The sequence below is a fragment of the Actinoplanes missouriensis 431 genome (genome assembly GCF_000284295.1).
Taxonomy (GTDB): domain Bacteria; phylum Actinomycetota; class Actinomycetes; order Mycobacteriales; family Micromonosporaceae; genus Actinoplanes; species Actinoplanes missouriensis.
Window position 1 is genome coordinate 8,512,868 of sequence record NC_017093.1, and the last position, 15,783, is coordinate 8,528,650.

General features: G+C 68.6%; 20 protein-coding genes. 14 read left to right on the plus strand and 6 right to left on the minus strand.

Annotated features, from left to right (window positions below; genetic code table 11):
* Positions 1-73 precede the first annotated feature (73 nt).
* The 4 genes from wecB (at position 74) to AMIS_RS38895 (ending at position 3,093) form a co-directional block, all read left to right on the plus strand.
* On the plus strand, positions 74-1,243 hold the full coding sequence (wecB, locus tag AMIS_RS38880; RefSeq protein WP_041830343.1) for a non-hydrolyzing UDP-N-acetylglucosamine 2-epimerase: 1,170 nt from the start codon (positions 74-76) through the stop codon (positions 1,241-1,243).
* The gene (locus tag AMIS_RS38885) at positions 1,243-1,593 is read left to right on the plus strand and encodes a hypothetical protein (protein ID WP_014447979.1); all 351 of its coding nucleotides are present in this window, start codon (positions 1,243-1,245) and stop codon (positions 1,591-1,593) included. Before wecB ends, AMIS_RS38885 begins: the two co-directional genes overlap by 1 nt.
* Before the next feature lie 112 nt (positions 1,594-1,705).
* On the plus strand, positions 1,706-2,575 hold the full coding sequence (locus AMIS_RS38890; RefSeq protein WP_014447980.1) for an endonuclease/exonuclease/phosphatase family protein: 870 nt from the start codon (positions 1,706-1,708) through the stop codon (positions 2,573-2,575).
* An 89-nt stretch (positions 2,576-2,664) separates the two neighbouring features.
* Positions 2,665-3,093, plus strand: a complete 429-nt coding sequence (locus AMIS_RS38895; protein WP_014447981.1) for a VOC family protein — start codon at positions 2,665-2,667, stop codon at positions 3,091-3,093.
* A 107-nt stretch (positions 3,094-3,200) separates the two neighbouring features.
* Here the strand turns inward: AMIS_RS38895 and AMIS_RS38900 are convergent, their stop codons facing one another.
* Positions 3,201-3,950 carry a dienelactone hydrolase family protein gene (locus tag AMIS_RS38900; RefSeq protein WP_014447982.1) on the minus strand — a complete coding sequence of 250 codons (750 nt, stop codon included), beginning with the start codon at positions 3,948-3,950 and terminating at the stop codon, positions 3,201-3,203.
* 90 nt (positions 3,951-4,040) lie between these two features.
* On the opposite strand from AMIS_RS38900, the gene AMIS_RS38905 reads away from it, so the two are divergent.
* Positions 4,041-4,598 (plus strand): TetR/AcrR family transcriptional regulator, encoded by a 558-nt coding sequence (locus AMIS_RS38905; RefSeq protein WP_051042310.1) that lies wholly within the window; start codon positions 4,041-4,043, stop codon positions 4,596-4,598.
* 349 nt (positions 4,599-4,947) lie between these two features.
* Here AMIS_RS38905 and AMIS_RS38910 read toward each other — a convergent pair whose 3' ends face one another.
* Positions 4,948-5,553, minus strand: coding sequence for a TetR/AcrR family transcriptional regulator (locus AMIS_RS38910; RefSeq protein WP_014447984.1), 606 nt, complete (start codon positions 5,551-5,553; stop codon positions 4,948-4,950).
* A 103-nt stretch (positions 5,554-5,656) separates the two neighbouring features.
* On the opposite strand from AMIS_RS38910, the gene AMIS_RS38915 reads away from it, so the two are divergent.
* The 4 genes from AMIS_RS38915 to AMIS_RS38930 all read left to right on the plus strand — a co-directional run bounded on the left by AMIS_RS38915 (position 5,657) and on the right by AMIS_RS38930 (position 10,360).
* Entirely contained in the window at positions 5,657-6,097 is a 441-nt protein-coding gene (locus AMIS_RS38915; protein ID WP_014447985.1) for a MarR family winged helix-turn-helix transcriptional regulator, read from the plus strand.
* Positions 6,094-7,671 carry an MDR family MFS transporter gene (locus AMIS_RS38920; RefSeq protein WP_014447986.1) on the plus strand — a complete coding sequence of 526 codons (1,578 nt, stop codon included), beginning with the start codon at positions 6,094-6,096 and terminating at the stop codon, positions 7,669-7,671. Before AMIS_RS38915 ends, AMIS_RS38920 begins: the two co-directional genes overlap by 4 nt.
* Positions 7,672-7,847: 176 nt before the next feature.
* Complete coding sequence (locus tag AMIS_RS38925) at positions 7,848-9,428, plus strand: GGDEF domain-containing protein (RefSeq protein ID WP_051042311.1); 1,581 nt, start codon at positions 7,848-7,850, stop codon at positions 9,426-9,428.
* 119 nt (positions 9,429-9,547) lie between these two features.
* Entirely contained in the window at positions 9,548-10,360 is an 813-nt protein-coding gene (locus tag AMIS_RS38930) for an SAM-dependent methyltransferase (protein ID WP_014447988.1), read from the plus strand.
* A 125-nt stretch (positions 10,361-10,485) separates the two neighbouring features.
* On the opposite strand, the gene AMIS_RS38935 is transcribed toward AMIS_RS38930, so the two are convergent.
* Positions 10,486-10,875 (minus strand): hypothetical protein, encoded by a 390-nt coding sequence (locus tag AMIS_RS38935; protein WP_231859178.1) that lies wholly within the window; start codon positions 10,873-10,875, stop codon positions 10,486-10,488.
* Positions 10,853-11,092, minus strand: coding sequence for a hypothetical protein (locus AMIS_RS38940; RefSeq protein ID WP_041830345.1), 240 nt, complete (start codon positions 11,090-11,092; stop codon positions 10,853-10,855). The genes AMIS_RS38935 and AMIS_RS38940 overlap by 23 nt, the downstream gene beginning before the upstream one ends.
* A gap of 260 nt (positions 11,093-11,352) precedes the next feature.
* On the opposite strand from AMIS_RS38940, the gene AMIS_RS38945 reads away from it, so the two are divergent.
* Positions 11,353-11,589: a DUF397 domain-containing protein gene (locus tag AMIS_RS38945; protein WP_014447991.1), complete on the plus strand. Its 237-nt coding sequence runs from the start codon at positions 11,353-11,355 to the stop codon at positions 11,587-11,589.
* Between the two features lie 167 nt (positions 11,590-11,756).
* Here AMIS_RS38945 and AMIS_RS38950 read toward each other — a convergent pair whose 3' ends face one another.
* Entirely contained in the window at positions 11,757-12,647 is an 891-nt protein-coding gene (locus tag AMIS_RS38950; RefSeq protein WP_014447992.1) for a helix-turn-helix domain-containing protein, read from the minus strand.
* 271 nt (positions 12,648-12,918) lie between these two features.
* Between AMIS_RS38950 and AMIS_RS38955 the strand changes: the two genes are divergently transcribed.
* The 4 genes from AMIS_RS38955 to AMIS_RS38965 are packed head-to-tail and all read left to right on the plus strand — an operon-like array spanning position 12,919 to position 14,423.
* Complete coding sequence (locus AMIS_RS38955) at positions 12,919-13,233, plus strand: hypothetical protein (protein WP_014447993.1); 315 nt, start codon at positions 12,919-12,921, stop codon at positions 13,231-13,233.
* Positions 13,230-13,397 carry a hypothetical protein gene (locus tag AMIS_RS43565; protein WP_014447994.1) on the plus strand — a complete coding sequence of 56 codons (168 nt, stop codon included), beginning with the start codon at positions 13,230-13,232 and terminating at the stop codon, positions 13,395-13,397. Before AMIS_RS38955 ends, AMIS_RS43565 begins: the two co-directional genes overlap by 4 nt.
* A gap of 10 nt (positions 13,398-13,407) precedes the next feature.
* Positions 13,408-13,746, plus strand: a complete 339-nt coding sequence (locus AMIS_RS38960) for a winged helix-turn-helix transcriptional regulator (RefSeq protein WP_014447995.1) — start codon at positions 13,408-13,410, stop codon at positions 13,744-13,746.
* 56 nt (positions 13,747-13,802) lie between these two features.
* The gene (locus tag AMIS_RS38965; RefSeq protein WP_014447996.1) at positions 13,803-14,423 is read left to right on the plus strand and encodes a malonic semialdehyde reductase; all 621 of its coding nucleotides are present in this window, start codon (positions 13,803-13,805) and stop codon (positions 14,421-14,423) included.
* Positions 14,424-14,498: 75 nt separating this feature from the next.
* Here the strand turns inward: AMIS_RS38965 and AMIS_RS38970 are convergent, their stop codons facing one another.
* Positions 14,499-15,338, minus strand: coding sequence for a phosphoribosylaminoimidazolesuccinocarboxamide synthase (locus tag AMIS_RS38970; RefSeq protein WP_014447997.1), 840 nt, complete (start codon positions 15,336-15,338; stop codon positions 14,499-14,501).
* Positions 15,339-15,783: the final 445 nt, after the last annotated feature.

Consider the following 15,783-nt stretch of genomic DNA (forward strand, 5'->3'; position numbering starts at 1 on the left):
TTACGTCCGAGAGCGCCTCCCACCCCGCTCCACGGGCATCGCGAACCGTGACCAGGACCGGGGAAGGCCCGCCATGCAGCGCGAAGTTCATCTGATCGGCGGCACCCGCTCCGAGGCGATCCGGCTGGCCCCGGTCACCCTCGCCATGCGGGAGGCCGGCCTGCTCCAGCCGGTCATGATCGCCGCGGGCAAGCACACCGGCACGGTCACCCGCACGCTCGCCGCGTTCGGCCTCGAGCCCGACATCACCGTCGAGGGAACCGGCAACGACACCGTCGAGGGAACCCGCACCGACAACGGCGACGACCCGCTGCTCCGGGAACTCGACGAGCTCTGGTCCGTGCGTACCCCCGCTGCCGTGATCGTCCAGGGCGACACCACGGTGAGCCTGGCCGCCGCTCTCGCCGCGTTCTGGCGCCGCATCCCGGTCGTCCACCTGGAAGCCGGCGTGCGCTCCGACGACCTCAGTTCGCCATCCGCTCAGGAGCCTGACCGCCGACTGCTCGCCCAGGTCGCCTCGCTGCACCTGGCGCCCACGCCACTGGCCGCGATGAATCTGCTGGACGAGAGGATCGCGCACACCGACGTGCTGGTCACCGGCACCACCGTCCTGGACGCGACGCTCGCCGTGACCACCCGCCGGACGCCGTTCCAGAACCCGGCCGTCGCGGCGGCCCGCACCGGCAGCACGAACCGCCTGGTGCTGATCACCGGGTACGGCAGCGAGGCCGGAGGTGAGCCGCGGATGGCGGCTGCGGCACGGGAGCTGGCCGAGCGTCACCCGGACGTCGACGTGGTGCTGGCGGTCCACTCCGGCCAGGTGGACGCGCTGCCCGGCGACTCTCGGGTCATAGTCACCGGCCCGCTGTCCTATCCGGACCTGTCCCGGCTGCTCTGCGAGGCGTATCTGGTGGTCGCCGACTCGGACGGCGTCGCGGAGGAGGCCACCGCGTTCGGGGTTCCGACGCTGATGCCGCGGGACGGCGGGGAGCCGGCGGCGTCGCTCACCGCGGACTGCGCGAGGGCGATCGGCGCGGACACCGAGGCGATCGTCACGGCGGCGTCCGCGCTGCTGACCAGCCGGTTCCGCCGGGATGCCATGGCCGCGGGCAATACCCCGTACGGTGATGGGCTTGCTGCTCGGCGAACCGCGCAGGCCGCGGCCGCGCTCCTGGGTCTCGCACCCGTTCCCGATGCGATGCCCGTCTCGGTGCCCGTCCTTCCGTCGGGAGCGCACGCCTGATGAACGCCGTGGATTTCTGGGTGCGGTCGTGGACCTCCGGTGACCTGCCCGCCGCACGCAAGCTTCTCACCGCCGACGTGGAAGCCGAGTGGAACCTCGACGCGCCGGTGGATGACGAGGAATTACTGCAGGTCATGAGCCGGATCGCCGCCTTCGCCGACCGGGTTGAGGTGATCTCGCGGACCGATGCCGTCGACGGCTCGGCCATCGTCTACGACCTGTCCGCGCCGTTCGGCACCGCCCGGCTGGTGGAGTTCCTCGCGGTGGAGGACGGTTCGATCAACGAGATCAGGCAGGTGTACGACGTGACGGCCGTCGACCGCTTCTTCCCCGGCCTTTACGACAATTAGTTGATCCCCCATTACCCTTCGACTAAGGACCAGACCTCCGGGGGGTGTTTCTTTGCGTTTACGTGTTCGCGCCATTCTCGCCGCGGCGCTGGCGGTTCTTGCCGGCCTGGCGGTGCCGCCCGCTCCGGCTTCGGCCGCCGAGTTGCGCCCTTTCACGGCATTGCATTGGAATGTCAGCGGCTGGGTGCAGCACCGCAATTCGACGACCGACGGGCTGGTCGACAAGATCGCCTCAGCGATCACCTCGAAGGACGCTGATTTCGCCGGCCTCAACGAGATCTGCTGGGACCAGTATCAGGCGGTGCTGGGCAAGCTCGCCGACGCGGGCTGGCCCGACACCAAAAACTTCGCCCGCTTCGAGATCAACATGGACACCGGGATCTGCGGTGGCAAGCCGTTCGGGATGGCCCTGTTCAGCAAGGCTGCCCTCGGCACCGCAACCGGGTACCAGCTGGAACCACAGAACTCCGCAGAACCTCTCGTGGATCGCAAGCTGTTGTGCGCGCCGGTCACAGGCCGGAAGCTGCGGTACTGCGTCACGCACATCACGCCTGACTCGGCGGCGCATCCGGAGTTCAACGCCGGACAGATCGACCATGCGCGCCGGATCGTCGACGACTTCTTGAACGCCGGCGAAACCGTGGTGACGGCTGGTGACTTCAACGTCACGCCTGGGGCGGGCCGACTCGACGGCTGGTACTCACCGACTATCGATACCCCGTACAACTCCGGAAACGTGGGCCGGCACGTGGAGATGGACGACCAGTACTCGGTCTGCCCCGGCTTCGGCCGGAGCACGTCCAACGTCAACCCTCCCGGGGCGTGCGACACCGCCCAGAAGATCGACATGATCTTCGTCTCGGTCGGCAACGAGGAACTGGTCGGCTGTTACGAGGCCGGCGTGCTGCAACCGATCTGCAAGGACGGGGAGTTCTGCTCGGACCACCAGGTCCTGTGGGGATCGGGAACCCTGCTTTCCTGATCCGGCCCCTGGTGCCCGGCGCGGTCGGGCACCAGGATGGTGGTCAATTAGGCCGTTAACTGTCCTGAATCGTCGGTAGCGTGCGGGTCATGCCTTACGACTTGCAGATCGTGGTCGACAGCAGTGACCCGCACGCGCTCGCGGACTGGTGGGCGGAGACCCTGGACTGGCAGGTGGAGCCGCAGAACGAGGCGTTCATCGCGGACACCGTCGCCAAGGGTTACGCCCGCGAGGAGGACACCAAGCGGCACAACGGCAAGCTGGTGTGGCGCATCGGTGGCGCGATCGTGCACCCGGACGGTGCCGGCCGCAGCCGGATCCTCTTCCAAGCGGTCCCCGAGCCGAAAACGGTGAAGAACCGGATGCACGTGGACGTGCGCGTCGGTGACGAGGACCGGGAAGCGGTGCGCGACAAGCTCGTCGGGCGCGGCGCCACGTTCGTCCGGGCCGGTCAGCAGGGTCCGTTCGCCTGGTTCGTGATGACCGACCCGGAGGGCAACGAGTTCTGCCTCACCTGAGGCCGCCGTCTAGGAGGCGGGCGGCGCTCAAGCAGGCAGGCAGGGCTCAAGCAGGCAGGCAGGTAGGTAGGCAGCGCTCAGGCAGGCAGGGCTCAAGCAGGCAAGGTTCAAGCAGGCAAGGCCCGGTCGAGCAGGGTGAAGAGTGCCTGCCAGTGCCGCTGTTCGGCCGCCGCGTCGTGCATCGCGGTGTCCGCCATCGTGAAGCCGTGCGGCGCGCCCTCGTACAGCTCGGAGGTGTGCTTCACGCCGGCCTCGGTCAGAGCCGCCTCCAGCGCCGCGACATGCTCCGGCGTCATCGAGCCGTCGTTGTCCGCATGTCCGAAATAGACCTCTGCGGTGAGCGCGCCCACGGCCCGGTGCGGGCTGTCCGGCGTCTCGGTGACGACCCGTCCGGCGTGGAAACTGGCGAGCGCGGCGAACCGGTCCGGCAGCGCACTGGCGGCGATCAGCGCGTTCCGGCCGCCCATGCAGTATCCGACGATGCCGCCCGGCCCGGCCGCGACGTCCGGGCGCGCGGCGAGGAAGTCCAGGTACGCCCGAGCGTCGGCGATCACCCGCTCGGCGGTGAGCTCCCGCATCATCGGCATCAGCCGGCCGAATGCGGCGCCGCGCTTCTGCTCGTCGACCAGTTCGTCCAGTTCGACGAGTGGGCTGCGCCTGCTGCGGTAGAAGAGGTTGGGCGCAAGAACCGCGTATCCGCGCTCCGCGATCCGGCTCGCCATCTCCATGATCTGCGGACGCAGGCCGAACGCGTCCATGAAGAGCAGGACCGGCCGGAACGACCCGCCGCCGTCCGGCGTGACCAGGTACGCGTCGGCAGTGCCGTCCGCTGTGGTGACATCGACCTGTTGCTGCATCTCGCAAACCTCCGGCGCCGTCAGTGAAGATCGTCCGGACCGTAACATCGGATCTCTGTCTTTCCCGGTGAACGTCGTATCCTCATGCCCATGGCCACCCGGCTGCGCGCGGATGCCCGAAGGAACCGAGCGGCCCTGCTCGCGGCCGCTCGGGAGGTCTTCGCCGAGCACGGCCTGGACGCGTCGCTCGACGAGATCGCCCGCCGGGCCGGTGTCGGCAACGCCACCCTCTACCGCCGCTTCCCCAGCCGGCGGCACCTGGTCGCCGAGGTGTTCGCAAGCCACATGACAGCCGCGGTACGCCTCGCCGAGCAGTCCCTGCAGCATCCCGACCCGTGGGCCGCGTTCGTCGGTTACCTGACCCGGGTCTGTGAGTTGCAGGCCACCGACCGCGGACTCGCGCAGCTGCTGGTCACGACGGCTTTCGACGACGACGAGCGGCTCGCCGCGCTGCGCGCCACCGCCCAGCGGCGGGCCGTCGACGTGCTGATCCGGGCGCAGCGGGCCGGTCGGCTCCGACCGGACTTCACCCGGCAGGACCTGGAGCTGCTGATGATGGCGAACGCCGGGGTCGCTCAGCACTCGGCCGACCCGCAGGCCTGGCGCCGTCAGCTCGCGCTGCTCCTCGGCGGCCTGGCGACCCGGTGACGTATTAGTGCCCGCCGATGGAATGGTTGGGTGGCGGCCCACGGTGCGGCGACGTTCACGCGACCGCGATGAGGTCGCACCGAAACGGTTCGTGTGCTTCCATCCCGGCCCTGGCGTTGATGGATCGCCACACAGCCGTTGCGTGTGACCTCGTCCCCGCGGCACGAGCGTGGCGTGTGACCTCGTCCCCGCGGCACGAGCGTTGCGTGTGACCTCGTCCCCGCGACGCCGGCGTTGCGTGTGGCCTCATCCCCGCGGCCACCGCTGGCGCCGGGACGTCTAGGGCCGGGCCCGCGACTGCGGCGGCCGGCCGATGCGTCGGTCCGGAAGCTCCGCATGGCCGGATCCGTCAGGCGAAACCGCGGCCGGCCTCGCCGAGCGCCTCGGCCGCCACCTCCCAGTAGGTGGAGTCGGCCGGGTGGGCCAGCCAGGCCGTCAGCGCCACACGCAGTGCCGCGAGGAACGTCGCAGCGATCAGGGTCGCCCGTACCCCCGAGGGGTCTGCAGCCGGACCCAGACGGGCCGCGACCTCCGCAGCGACCTCGCGCTCCATCGCAGCGAAGGTCTGCATCTGCGCCGCGGCCAGCGACGGATGCCGGCGCATGAGGCGCGTGCGCGCGGTCCACTCCGGATCGAGGTCGCCCTGCGCGCTGTAGAACTCCTCGGCCGCAGCCGTGAGCGCCGCCCACGGCGACTCGTCGCGCGGGCGGGCCCGGATCATCTCAACCACCTCGCGCATCCGCCGATGCTGGCCGTAGAAGAGCGCCTCCTCCTTGTTCGCGAAGTAGTTGGAGAAGGTCCGCCGGGAGACACCGGCCTCGTCGGCGATCGCCTCGACGGTGATCCGGTCCGGGCCGTGCTCCAGGGCGAGGCTCAGCGCCGCCTCGTGGAGGGCTAGGCGAGTGGCCGCCTTCTTGCGCTCGCGAAGGCCCGGCTCGGTGGTCGGCACGCTCATCGCATGAGCATATCGGCGTGTGACTCAGTTCCCAATGGGAAAACTTGCACAACCGGCAACTTCAGCGCAATAGTTGTATGCAACAAGCATCACGGGAGGTGACATGGCCAGCGACACCCTGGTAGCGGCTCTGCATGAGCTGCTCAAAGCGGTTCGCCTGCTGAAGCAGAGCTCCGTCGCCCCGGTCGGCACCGTCGGCGTGCTCGCGGCGATCCGCCGGCACGAACCATCCGGCTGCCACATGAAGGACCTGGCCACCGAGCACGCGCTCGATCCCTCGACGATCAGCCGCACGATCGCCGCCCTGGTCCGCGACGGCCTGGTCGCCCGGGCCGCCGACCCCACCGACGGACGCGCCAGCACGCTTCGCCTCACCGATCGCGGCCAGGCCGAGCTCGACGACGTCTACGCCCAGTACGACAGTCGGCTCGCCGACGCACTTTCCGAGTGGAGCCCCCAGGAGATCGCGACATTCGCCGCATCCCTGCAGCGGTTCGCCAAAGACCTGATCAACCACACGCCCAGCCTGGAGGCAGCGCGATGAGCGCCCCAACCACAACCCGGGCCGACCACAGCGCGATGACGCACCGCGAGATCATGGAGGCCCTCTCCGGCCTGCTGCTCGTGCTCTTCGCCGCGATGGCCAGCTCCACCATCGTCTCGACCGCGCTGCCGAAGATCATCGGCGACCTCAACGGCAGTCAGACCCAGTACACCTGGGTTGTCACCGCCACGCTGCTCACCGCAACCGCCACCACCCCGATCTGGGGCAAGCTCTCCGACCTCTTCAGCAAGAAGCTGCTGGTCCAGCTCTCCATCGTGATCTTCGTGCTGGGCTCGCTGATCGCCGGCTTCACCCAGAACACCGAGCAGCTGATCGCCGCCCGCGCGTTCCAGGGCATCGGCATGGGCGGCGTCCAGGCGCTGGTCCAGGTCGCGATCGCCGCGATGATCCCGCCGCGGGAGCGCGGCCGGTACAACGGTTACCTGGGCGGCGTGATGGCGCTCGCCACCGTCGGCGGACCGCTGCTCGGCGGCCTGATCGTCGACTCGGACTGGCTCGGATGGCGCTGGTGCTTCTTCATCGGCGCGCCGTTCGCGGTGATCGCCCTGATCGTCCTGCAGAAGACCCTGCACCTGCCGGTCATGCGCCGTGAGAACGTGAAGATCGACTGGATGGGCGCCTCCCTGATCGCGGCCGGCGTCAGCGTGATCCTGGTCTGGGTCTCGTTCGTCGACGACTCGTTCGCCTGGATCTCCTGGGAGACCCTCGCGATGGTGGGCGCCGGCGCAATCCTGCTGGCCCTGGCCGTCTGGGTCGAGTCCCGGGTCTCCGAGCCGGTGGTCCCGCTGCCGATCGTCCGTCAGCGCACCACGGCCCTGGCCATTCTCGGCAGCCTCGCGGTCGGCATGGCGATGTTCGGCGGTTCGGTCTTCCTCGGCCAGTACTTCCAGATCGGCCGCGGTTACAGCCCGACCCAGGCCGGCCTGCTGATGATCCCCATGATGATCGGCATTCTGGTCTCCTCGACGATCGCCGGTCGGATGATCACCAAGTCCGGGAAGATCAAGCCCTACATCGTGGCCGGCACCATCGTGCTCGTCGTCGGCTTCGCCGGCCTGGCGACGCTCGACCACGACACCCCCCTCTGGTACGTCGGGATCGCGATGGCCCTGGTCGGCATCGGTGTCGGCATGTCCATGCAGAACCTGGTGCTCGCGGTCCAGAACACGGTGGCGCTCAAGGACATCGGCGCGGCCAGCTCGACAGTCGCGTTCTTCCGCTCGCTCGGCGGCACGATCGGCGTCTCGGTTCTCGGCGCGGTCCTGGCCCGCCAGGTGTCCGAGTCGATGACCGAGCAGATGACCGCGGCGGGCATGCCGGCCGGTAGCAGCAACTCCGGCATCAGCGCCCTCAACCTGAGCAGCCTGCCCGAGGCGGTCCAGCACATGGTGCGGGTCGCGTACGGCGACGCCACCGGCCACATCTTCATGATCTCGGCTGCGGTCGCGGTGATCGGTGTGGTGGCGGCGGTCGCGATGAAGCCCGCGATGCTGCGCAGCACCGTCGACGTCGGCGCCGCCCCGGAGAAGGAGCCGGCGCTCGCCGCCAAGTAACCCGCTTTCCCCGATGCCCGCACCCACTCAGGGTGCGGGCATCGTCACATATAGCGATTTGTCCGTTTACGCAGAGATACGCTCGACAAACGGAAAGTGATTTCCCTTCAGCCCCGGCTCGGCCCGGCCGATCGGTGCGCCTGGCAGGGAACTCAGCATGGCGATGGGAGAACCGGGTGGATGAGCTCGTGACCAGCGCCGAGGCCCTGTCGGCCGCCCTGGTGTCAATCGAGGACCAGCGATCCTGGAACGCGGACGTCGAGCTGAAGCGCGCGCTCGCCATCGAGAAGGCAGCACAGGCCCTCGGCGACGAGTCGCTGGTCGCCCGAGCCCGGATGTGCCAGGCCAACATGCGGCTGCAGTCCGGAGACGTGTCCGGCGCGTCGGCACAGATCTGGCAGGTGCACGACTGGGCGGTCGCTCACGACGACCGGGTGCTGCTGGCCCGTACCCATCTGGTCTGGTTCTACATCCACCAGCATCTGAGCGACGCCGAGCAGGCTCTCGAGCACGCCGTGCTCGCGGTCGAGTTGCTCGACGACGACGCCACCCCGCACATGCAGGTGTGGCACCGGACCAAACTCGCCGACGCGCTCTGGGCGGCCGGCTCGATGGACGCCGCCCGGGTCCGCTACCAGCAGGCCGAGCGACTCGCCGTGCAGACCGACTCGCCGGCCCTGCTCTGCCTGCTGAACAACTATGCGTTCACCGAGTTCGAGACCGGTCACCAGGATCGCGCCGAGGAGGTCGCCGAGCGGCTGCTGCGGCTCGCCGGCGAGCGCGGTGAGGAGCTGGAGCCGGCGTACCTGGACACGGTCGGCTGGATCCAGATCGGCAACGGGCGGTTCGCCGAGGCCGAGGCCACCATGCGGCTCTGCATCGAGCGGCACGAGGAGGGCTGCTACGACGCCGCCGACGGACTGGCGATGTACCTTCTGACGCTCGCCCGGGCACAGCGCGGCCTCGGGGCGTACGAGCGGGCACAGTCCACCCTGGACGCCTCCCGGGCGATGTGCCAGGAACGCGACCTCGGCGATCTGCTGGTGCGTGTGCATCAGGAGCAGGCCGAGCTGCACGCCGCCCGGGGCGAGTTCGCGGAGGCGTTCGCGGCGCACAAGGTCTTCTTCACGGCGTATCAGGGTCGGCACTCCCTGCAGCGGGAGGCACGGACCCGGACCCGGCAGGCGATGTTCGAGACCGCCGAGGCCCGCGAGGAGGCGGAGCGTTTCCGCGAGCAGGCCCGCCGTGACCCGCTGACCGGACTGCACAACCGGCGGTACGTCGACGAGCGGCTGCCCGCGCTGATCCGGTACGACCCGGCGCTCGCCGTCGCGCTCGTCGATCTCGACCACTTCAAGCAGGTCAACGACCGGCTCTCGCACAACGTCGGCGACCAGGTCCTGATCACGGTGGCCGACCTGCTGGCCGGCGGGCTCGCCGACGCCTGCCCGGACGGGTTCGTCGCCCGGATGGGTGGTGAGGAGTTCCTGATCGTGCTGCCCGGCGCCGGCACGCGGCGGGCCACCGCGATCGTGGACGGCATCCGCCGATCGATCGGCGGGCACGACTGGTCACCGCTCACCCACGGACTGCCCGTCACGGTCAGCATCGGCGTCGCCACCTCGGACGAGGTCCCGGCCGCCACCCAGACCACCCTACTGTCCACAGCGGACAGTCGTCTGTACGCTGCCAAGCACGCCGGACGTGATCGCGTCGTGTCGGTCACCGACCGCTGGGAGCATGCCTCGGTGGCATGAAGATCCCGGCGCTTTCGGTAGCCGGATTCGGTCTCCGGGGGTTAAGTCGGTCAATCATTGCCGCTACCCTGAACGGGCCGAGTTGATCGGCGACGGGGTCGTGGCGCGAGGAGGCGGTCGTGGACAAGGGCAGCAACGAGGTGGCTCCCCCCGGGGTCAACATCAACGTTCCCCACTCCGCTCGCATCTACGACTACTGGCTCGGCGGCAAGGACAATTTCGCCGTCGACCGTGCCGTCGGCGAGGCAATGATGAAAGCCATCCCCGGTATGCGCTACATGGCCGGGGAGAACCGGAAGTTCGTGCACCGCGTCGCCCGCGACCTGGTGGCGAAAGAGGGCATCACCCAATTCCTGGACGTCGGCACCGGCATCCCGACCCGGCCGAACCTGCACGAGATCGCCCAGAGCTTCGAGCCGTCGACCCGCGTGGTCTATGTGGACAACGACCCGATCGTGCTGGTCCACGCCCGCGCGCTGATGATCAGCACGGCCGAGGGCCGCAGTGAGTACATCTCCGCCGACGTGCGCGACCCGTCGTCGATCCTCGAGGACCGGGCGCTGAAGGACACCCTCGACCTCACCAAGCCGGTCGGCCTCACCCTGATCGCGATCCTGATGCTGCTCGCCGACGCCGACGACCCGTGGGCCAAGGTGGCTGCGCTGCGCGACGCCCTGCCGTCCGGCAGCCTGATCGCGATCACCCACCCCACCGCCGACTTCAACCCGGACGAGGTGAACGCGGCCGTCGCGGCCGCCACCGGCGCCGGGATGACGCTCGTCGCGCGCACCGAGAGCGAGGTGCAGCGTTTCTTCGGTGACTGGGAGATGCTGGAGCCGGGCCTGGTCCCGGTGTCGAGCTGGCGGCCGGACAGCGAGGTCGCCGACCCCAAGGCGGCGTATTACTGGGCCGGCGTCGCCCGTAAGCCCTGAGGCGCCTGTCCACCGCCCCCGAACGTGTGAAAACCCCCGCCGGCTCGGCCCGGCGGGGGTTTTCCAGTAAAGCTCCATGACCGGATGGGCGGCCCAGCACGGGGAACCGGACCGCCCATCCGGCGTCAGACGGGTGTACTGCGTAACACCCGCAAGCGCGGACGCTTGCACGCCGGCGGGACGGGCAGCCGCCCCGCACGGATCAACATCTCCCGGACCTCGCCGGCACGACCGGCCCGATCGACGACCACACCACGCACGCCGAACCAGGTGTCACCGTCATGCGGAATCGGTGTCGACAGGTCGGCGCTCAGCACGCGCAGACGAATCGGCCCGATGCCGTAGCAGTAGTCCGCCTCGGCGAACTCACAGACCGGCCAGACCGGCTCGCTCGGCCGCAACCGATCGTCACGAATCCGCGGCGCCGAGACACCCCAGCCGCTCCGGGCCGGACGGTGCCGGGCGCGGCGCGGCCGGGTGCACCGCAGAAGGTCACTCGCGCGCGTCGGACTCACCCTCCTCGGCCGGCGCCCCGGCGGCGGGGCGGTTCAACGCGTAGCGCACGCCGCCGAACCGGTGCGTGACAGTGCTGGCCCGGGCCTCGGCGGCGACCACCTCGTCGATCACCGGCTCGTCACGGAAGAGCACGGACGGGTTACCGCGGCGGGACTGCTCGGAAGCCTCAGGAACGTTCGGATCGGGATGTTCGGGGCCGACGTTGGGTATCGACACACTCGTCACCTCTCGCTCAGAACGCCCCCGCCAGGGGAGCCTCGCGCTGAGGCCGCAGACGTCGCTCCGCGACCGACCCATCACCCAAAGATGTCACCCTGAGTGACAACCATCCGGTGTAGTACGTGCGTTATCATGCTCAAAATCACGTGACTACGCAAGGCCAGATGCACGTGCATCTGCATTCTCGGTCTGAATGGCACGTGACATCACCACCCCCGGGTCGATCGGCGGTCCGGGGCAGACCAAGGGAGCTTGGAATGACCTACGTGGTCAACGGCATGCCAGCCGGCCAACTGCAGGGCGCTGTCTGGCAGAAGAGCCGTCGCAGCAACCCGAGTGGCAACTGCGTGGAGTGCGCTGTCCTGCCCGGCGGTGACGTCGCCGTGCGCAACTCCCGGGACCCGGAGGGCGCTGCGCTGATCTACACGCGCGCCGAGATCGAGGCGTTCCTCGGTGGCGTTCGCGACGGAGACTTCGACAACCTCGTCGCCTGACGCGCGGTTCACCGACACAACTGAACTGGGGCTGATCTTTCACACGGTCCGGTCGCTGTGCGGCCGGACCGTGCCGTTTTCCGGCCTTCCGGCCCGCGCCCGGCCGGGCCGTTTTTCGGCCTTCCGGCCCGCGCCCGGCCGTGCCGTTTCTGGCCTGCGCTCGGCCGTCAGGCCGGGCGGCCCACCTCGTGCAGCAGCTTGCCGAGGATCTCCGGCGTGTGGTTCGGCGGCTCGGCGTCGATGCAGACCCGCTCCATCGCCATCGCGTACTGATCGACGTCCTCGCGCTTGTCCAGGTAGATCGCGCTGGTCAGCTGCTCCACGTAGACCACGTCGGGAAGCTCCGGCTCGGGGAACCGCAGGATCGCGAACGGACCACCGGCCGCGGCGTGCCCACCGGCGTGGAACGGGATGATCTGCAGCCGCACGTTCGGCATCTTCGACGCCTCGATCAGCGCCTCGATCTGCTGGCGCATCACATCGACGCCGCCGATCGGCCGGCGCAGCACCGCCTCGTCGATCACCGCCCAGAGCTGCGGACCGCCCGACCGGGTGAGAATCTGCTGCCGATGACGCCGCACCTCGACGCGCCGGTCGATCTCCTCGACGCTGGCGCCGGCGTGACCCAGCATGATCACGGCACGCGCGTACTCCGGCGTCTGCAACAGGCCCGGGACGAATTGGATCTCATAGGTACGGATCAGCGAAGCCGCCGCTTCCAACCCGAGGTACGCCTGGAACCAGCCCGGAAGGATGTCGCTGAAGTGCTGCCACCAGCCCGGATTGTTCGCCTGCCGGGCCAGCCCGATCAGGGCCTCGCGCTCGTTGGGGTCGACCACGCCGTACATGGTCAAGAGGTCTGTGACGTCGCGTTCCTTGAAGCTGACCCGGCCCAGCTCCATCCGGCTGATCTTGGAACCGGACGCCCGGATCTCGTAGCCCGCCGCCTCGCGGCTGATGCCCTTGGACTCCCGCAGCTTGCGGAGCTGGGAGCCGAGCAGAATGCGGAGAACGGTGGGGCCACCGCCCGGCGCCTCCTCCTGCGAACCCGCGCTCACCTGACTCCTCGTCGCCGCCTTGTGACTGCCTGGCACAGCCACATGCATCCTAAAGCGGAGATCGTCCGCTGCGAAACCACGTCCCCGCCTTGCACGCCGCCATCTGCGCGATGCGGATGCACGTGCATCCGGCCTTGCGAACGCACTTGATGACGAGCATGATAGCTGACAGACACGTACCCGTTCGATAACACAGCGTGCCGAAAAGTCAGACTGCTCGGCCGATGTGGTCCCCGACACCCGCCTCAGTGAGAATGGTGGAGGCACACACATGTCGAAGACGCTGGCGTCCACGCCGACAGTCGCCCCGCCACAGCGTGACCCGGCGGATGTCGCCCCGGCCGAGAGCTACCGTCCCGCCGATCCGGTGTGGGTCTATCGCGACGGCTGGCGCGCCGGCGTCATCGAGGCGTCCTCGCCCCGAGCGGTCACCGTGACGTACCGGCCGCTCGGCCACCTGGGGACCGGGGTCGACACGTTCACCGCGCCGTATGTGACGTCCCGCTTCGACAGCGATCCCACTCTCGACCAGCGCGGCCTGCGCCTGGTGCGCCGCACCCCGCTGAACCGGGGACCGCTGGCATGACGGGCGCGGTGACGGTCTCCGCCATCGTCGGCCTGCTGAGCCTCTTCTCCGGCGTGGCCCTCGGGTGGTACCTACGACGTACCAACGACTGGTGCCCGACCTGCGGCGAGCAGCTGACCTGCCACGGCACCTGCCAAGTCAGCGCGGTGCGGGCGTCACTGTAGCTTTATATTTATGACAGCGGCTGACGAAAAGCGCCTGACGTGCGTGAACAGGAGCGCCGCTCTCTCCCGGGCCTTCGAGTTCCTGGGCCGCCGGTGGAACGGCGCCGTCCTCGGCAAACTCCGCGACGGGCCGCTCGGCTTCCGGGAGATCTCCCGTGAGATCGACGGCATCAGCGACTCGGTCCTGTCGAACCGATTGTCCTCTCTGGTCACCGCGGGACTGATCGTCCGCGTCGTCGACGCCGGCCCGCCGGTGTCGGTCTCCTACAGCTTGACCGATTCCGGTCGCGCGCTGATGCCCGCGCTCGACGAGATCGCCGTCTGGGCCGATCAGCACCTCACTCCGTGATCATCTTCACCCGCCGATCAGTGGCTTTCTCTGCCACAGCAACTACTTTTTTAGAAGTGGATACTCTTTCTGAAGCGGGTCCGGTCTCTCGTGGTCTGAGCGCCGAGGGGCGTGCCCTGCTGTTCACGGACGCACGCACCGCGTCGGCGTTCGCGCCGACCCCGGTCACCGACGCGGAGCTCGCCGAACTCTGGGATCTGGCGAAATGGCCGCCGACGGCCGCGAACACCCAGCCGTTGCGGGTGCTGTTCGTGCGTACCCAGGAAGGCAAGGCCCGCCTGATCCCCCACCTCGCGGAAGGCAACCGGCCGAAGTCGCAGAGCGCGCCGGTCGTCGCGGTGCTGGCGCTCGACACGTCGTTCCACGAGCACGTGCCGCAGGTGTTCCCGCACAACCCCGGCCTCAAGGACGTGTACGAGGCGAACCGCGACCTGCGCATCACCAACGGCACGTTCAGTGCGGCGCTGCAGGTCGGGTACTTCGTCCTGGCGGCCCGCGCGATCGGCCTCGTCGCAGGTCCGATGACCGGTTTCGACAAGGCCGGCGTGGATGCTGAATTCTTCCCGGACGGGCGCTTCGCGTCGCTTGCGGTGGTGAACCTCGGACACCCGGGTGAGAAGGCGTGGCGGGACCGGCTGCCTCGGTTGTCGCCGGAGACGACTGTGCAGTGGGCCTGAGCCGGTGGTAGAAGCGGCCCGGCGGTTTCCTCTTTGCCGCCGGGCCGCTTCCTCTTACTTCCAGGTCTGCCCGGCCTACTTCCAGGTGTCGCCGGTTAGGCGCTCGTAGACCTCGATGTAGCGGTTGCGCGTCGCCTCAACCACCTCGTCGGGGATCTCCGGACCCGGCGCCGTCCGATCCCAATCAGTCAGCTGACCGGACCAGTCCCGCAGGAACTGCTTGTCCAGGTACCGCGGCACACTGCCCGGCTTCCACTCGTCCGCACTCCAGAACCGGGACGAGTCGGGCGTGAGCAGCTCGTCGCCCAGCTTCAGCGTTCCATCCTTGGCCCGCCCCACCTCGATCTTGGTGTCGGCCAGGAGCATCCCCTTGCCGGCCGCGACCTCGGAGCCCCGGCGGTAGATCTCCAGCGTGACCCGCCGCAGCTCCTCGGCCAGCTCTCGGCCGACCCGCCCCACCGTCTCGTCGAACGTCAAAGGCGCGTCGTGTCCGCCACCGACGGGCTCCTTGGTGCTCGGCGTGAAGATCGGCTCAGGCAACTGGGACGACTCCACCAGCCCGGCCGGCAGCGGGTTGCCGGAGATCTGCCCGTCCCGCTGGTAATCCCGCAGCCCGGAGCCCGCCAGGTAGCCACGCGCGATGCACTCCACCATGACCATCTCAAGGCGCTCGCAGCGGATCGCCCGCCCCTGCCACTCGGCCGGCACATCGGTCACCGAGATGACGTGATTCGGAATCACGTCAGCGAGCTGATCGAACCACCAGAGCGAGAGCTGGGTGAGGATCTTCCCCTTGTCCGGGATCGGCGTGGGCAGGATGACGTCATAGATCGAGATCCGGTCCGAGGCGACCAGGAGCAGGTCCTCCCCGTCCGCATAGACGTCCCGAACCTTGCCGGAGTGCAGCAGTTCCACTTGTTCCCCTCGGTCGTACCGTCACTCTCGCAGCTACCGTATCGAGTCGCGCTCAGCCTCTGCGCACCTATGCCATGCGTGGCCAGCAAGCCCTCGCTCGGGCAACCCGCCCAAACCAACAAGACCCAACCGTGGCCTCTGCGACCACACAGCACACCAAACAGGCTTCCATAACTTCTTTCCGCAGCAGAAACCTGGCTTGATTGCGCAAGAGACGAAAACCATCCGCTAGCAGCGCAGTCAAACTCCCGCGGGAGGCGGTCGATAAAAAGATCATTCCCCTGAAAATCTCATATGACCTAAACCTCATCATCAACAACTGGCTAGAACAAGTCACCCATTTGACGGACACACTGATGGGTGCCATCGAATATTCTCAGGCAGAGAAACAGGGTCAGGTACAGAACATCTGCCACCTCAACACCCAGCAGCGCCGCGATGCTGG

Excerpts from the sequence above, each read along its gene's own strand:
- AMIS_RS38910 (WP_014447984.1), bottom strand. The coding sequence starts at position 5,553 with ATGAGCGTGCCGACCACCGAGCCGGGCCTTCGCGAGCGCAAGAAGGCG.
- AMIS_RS38895 (WP_014447981.1), top strand. The coding sequence starts at position 2,665 with ATGCCTTACGACTTGCAGATCGTGGTCGACAGCAGTGACCCGCACGCG.
- AMIS_RS38955 (WP_014447993.1), top strand. The coding sequence starts at position 12,919 with ATGTCGAAGACGCTGGCGTCCACGCCGACAGTCGCCCCGCCACAGCGT.
- AMIS_RS38900 (WP_014447982.1), bottom strand. The coding sequence starts at position 3,950 with ATGCAGCAACAGGTCGATGTCACCACAGCGGACGGCACTGCCGACGCG.
- AMIS_RS43565 (WP_014447994.1), top strand. The coding sequence starts at position 13,230 with ATGACGGGCGCGGTGACGGTCTCCGCCATCGTCGGCCTGCTGAGCCTC.
- AMIS_RS38945 (WP_014447991.1), top strand. The coding sequence starts at position 11,353 with ATGACCTACGTGGTCAACGGCATGCCAGCCGGCCAACTGCAGGGCGCT.
- AMIS_RS38960 (WP_014447995.1), top strand. The coding sequence starts at position 13,408 with ATGACAGCGGCTGACGAAAAGCGCCTGACGTGCGTGAACAGGAGCGCC.
- wecB (WP_041830343.1), top strand. The coding sequence starts at position 74 with ATGCAGCGCGAAGTTCATCTGATCGGCGGCACCCGCTCCGAGGCGATC.
- AMIS_RS38915 (WP_014447985.1), top strand. The coding sequence starts at position 5,657 with ATGGCCAGCGACACCCTGGTAGCGGCTCTGCATGAGCTGCTCAAAGCG.
- AMIS_RS38920 (WP_014447986.1), top strand. The coding sequence starts at position 6,094 with ATGAGCGCCCCAACCACAACCCGGGCCGACCACAGCGCGATGACGCAC.
- AMIS_RS38905 (WP_051042310.1), top strand. The coding sequence starts at position 4,041 with ATGGCCACCCGGCTGCGCGCGGATGCCCGAAGGAACCGAGCGGCCCTG.
- AMIS_RS38885 (WP_014447979.1), top strand. The coding sequence starts at position 1,243 with ATGAACGCCGTGGATTTCTGGGTGCGGTCGTGGACCTCCGGTGACCTG.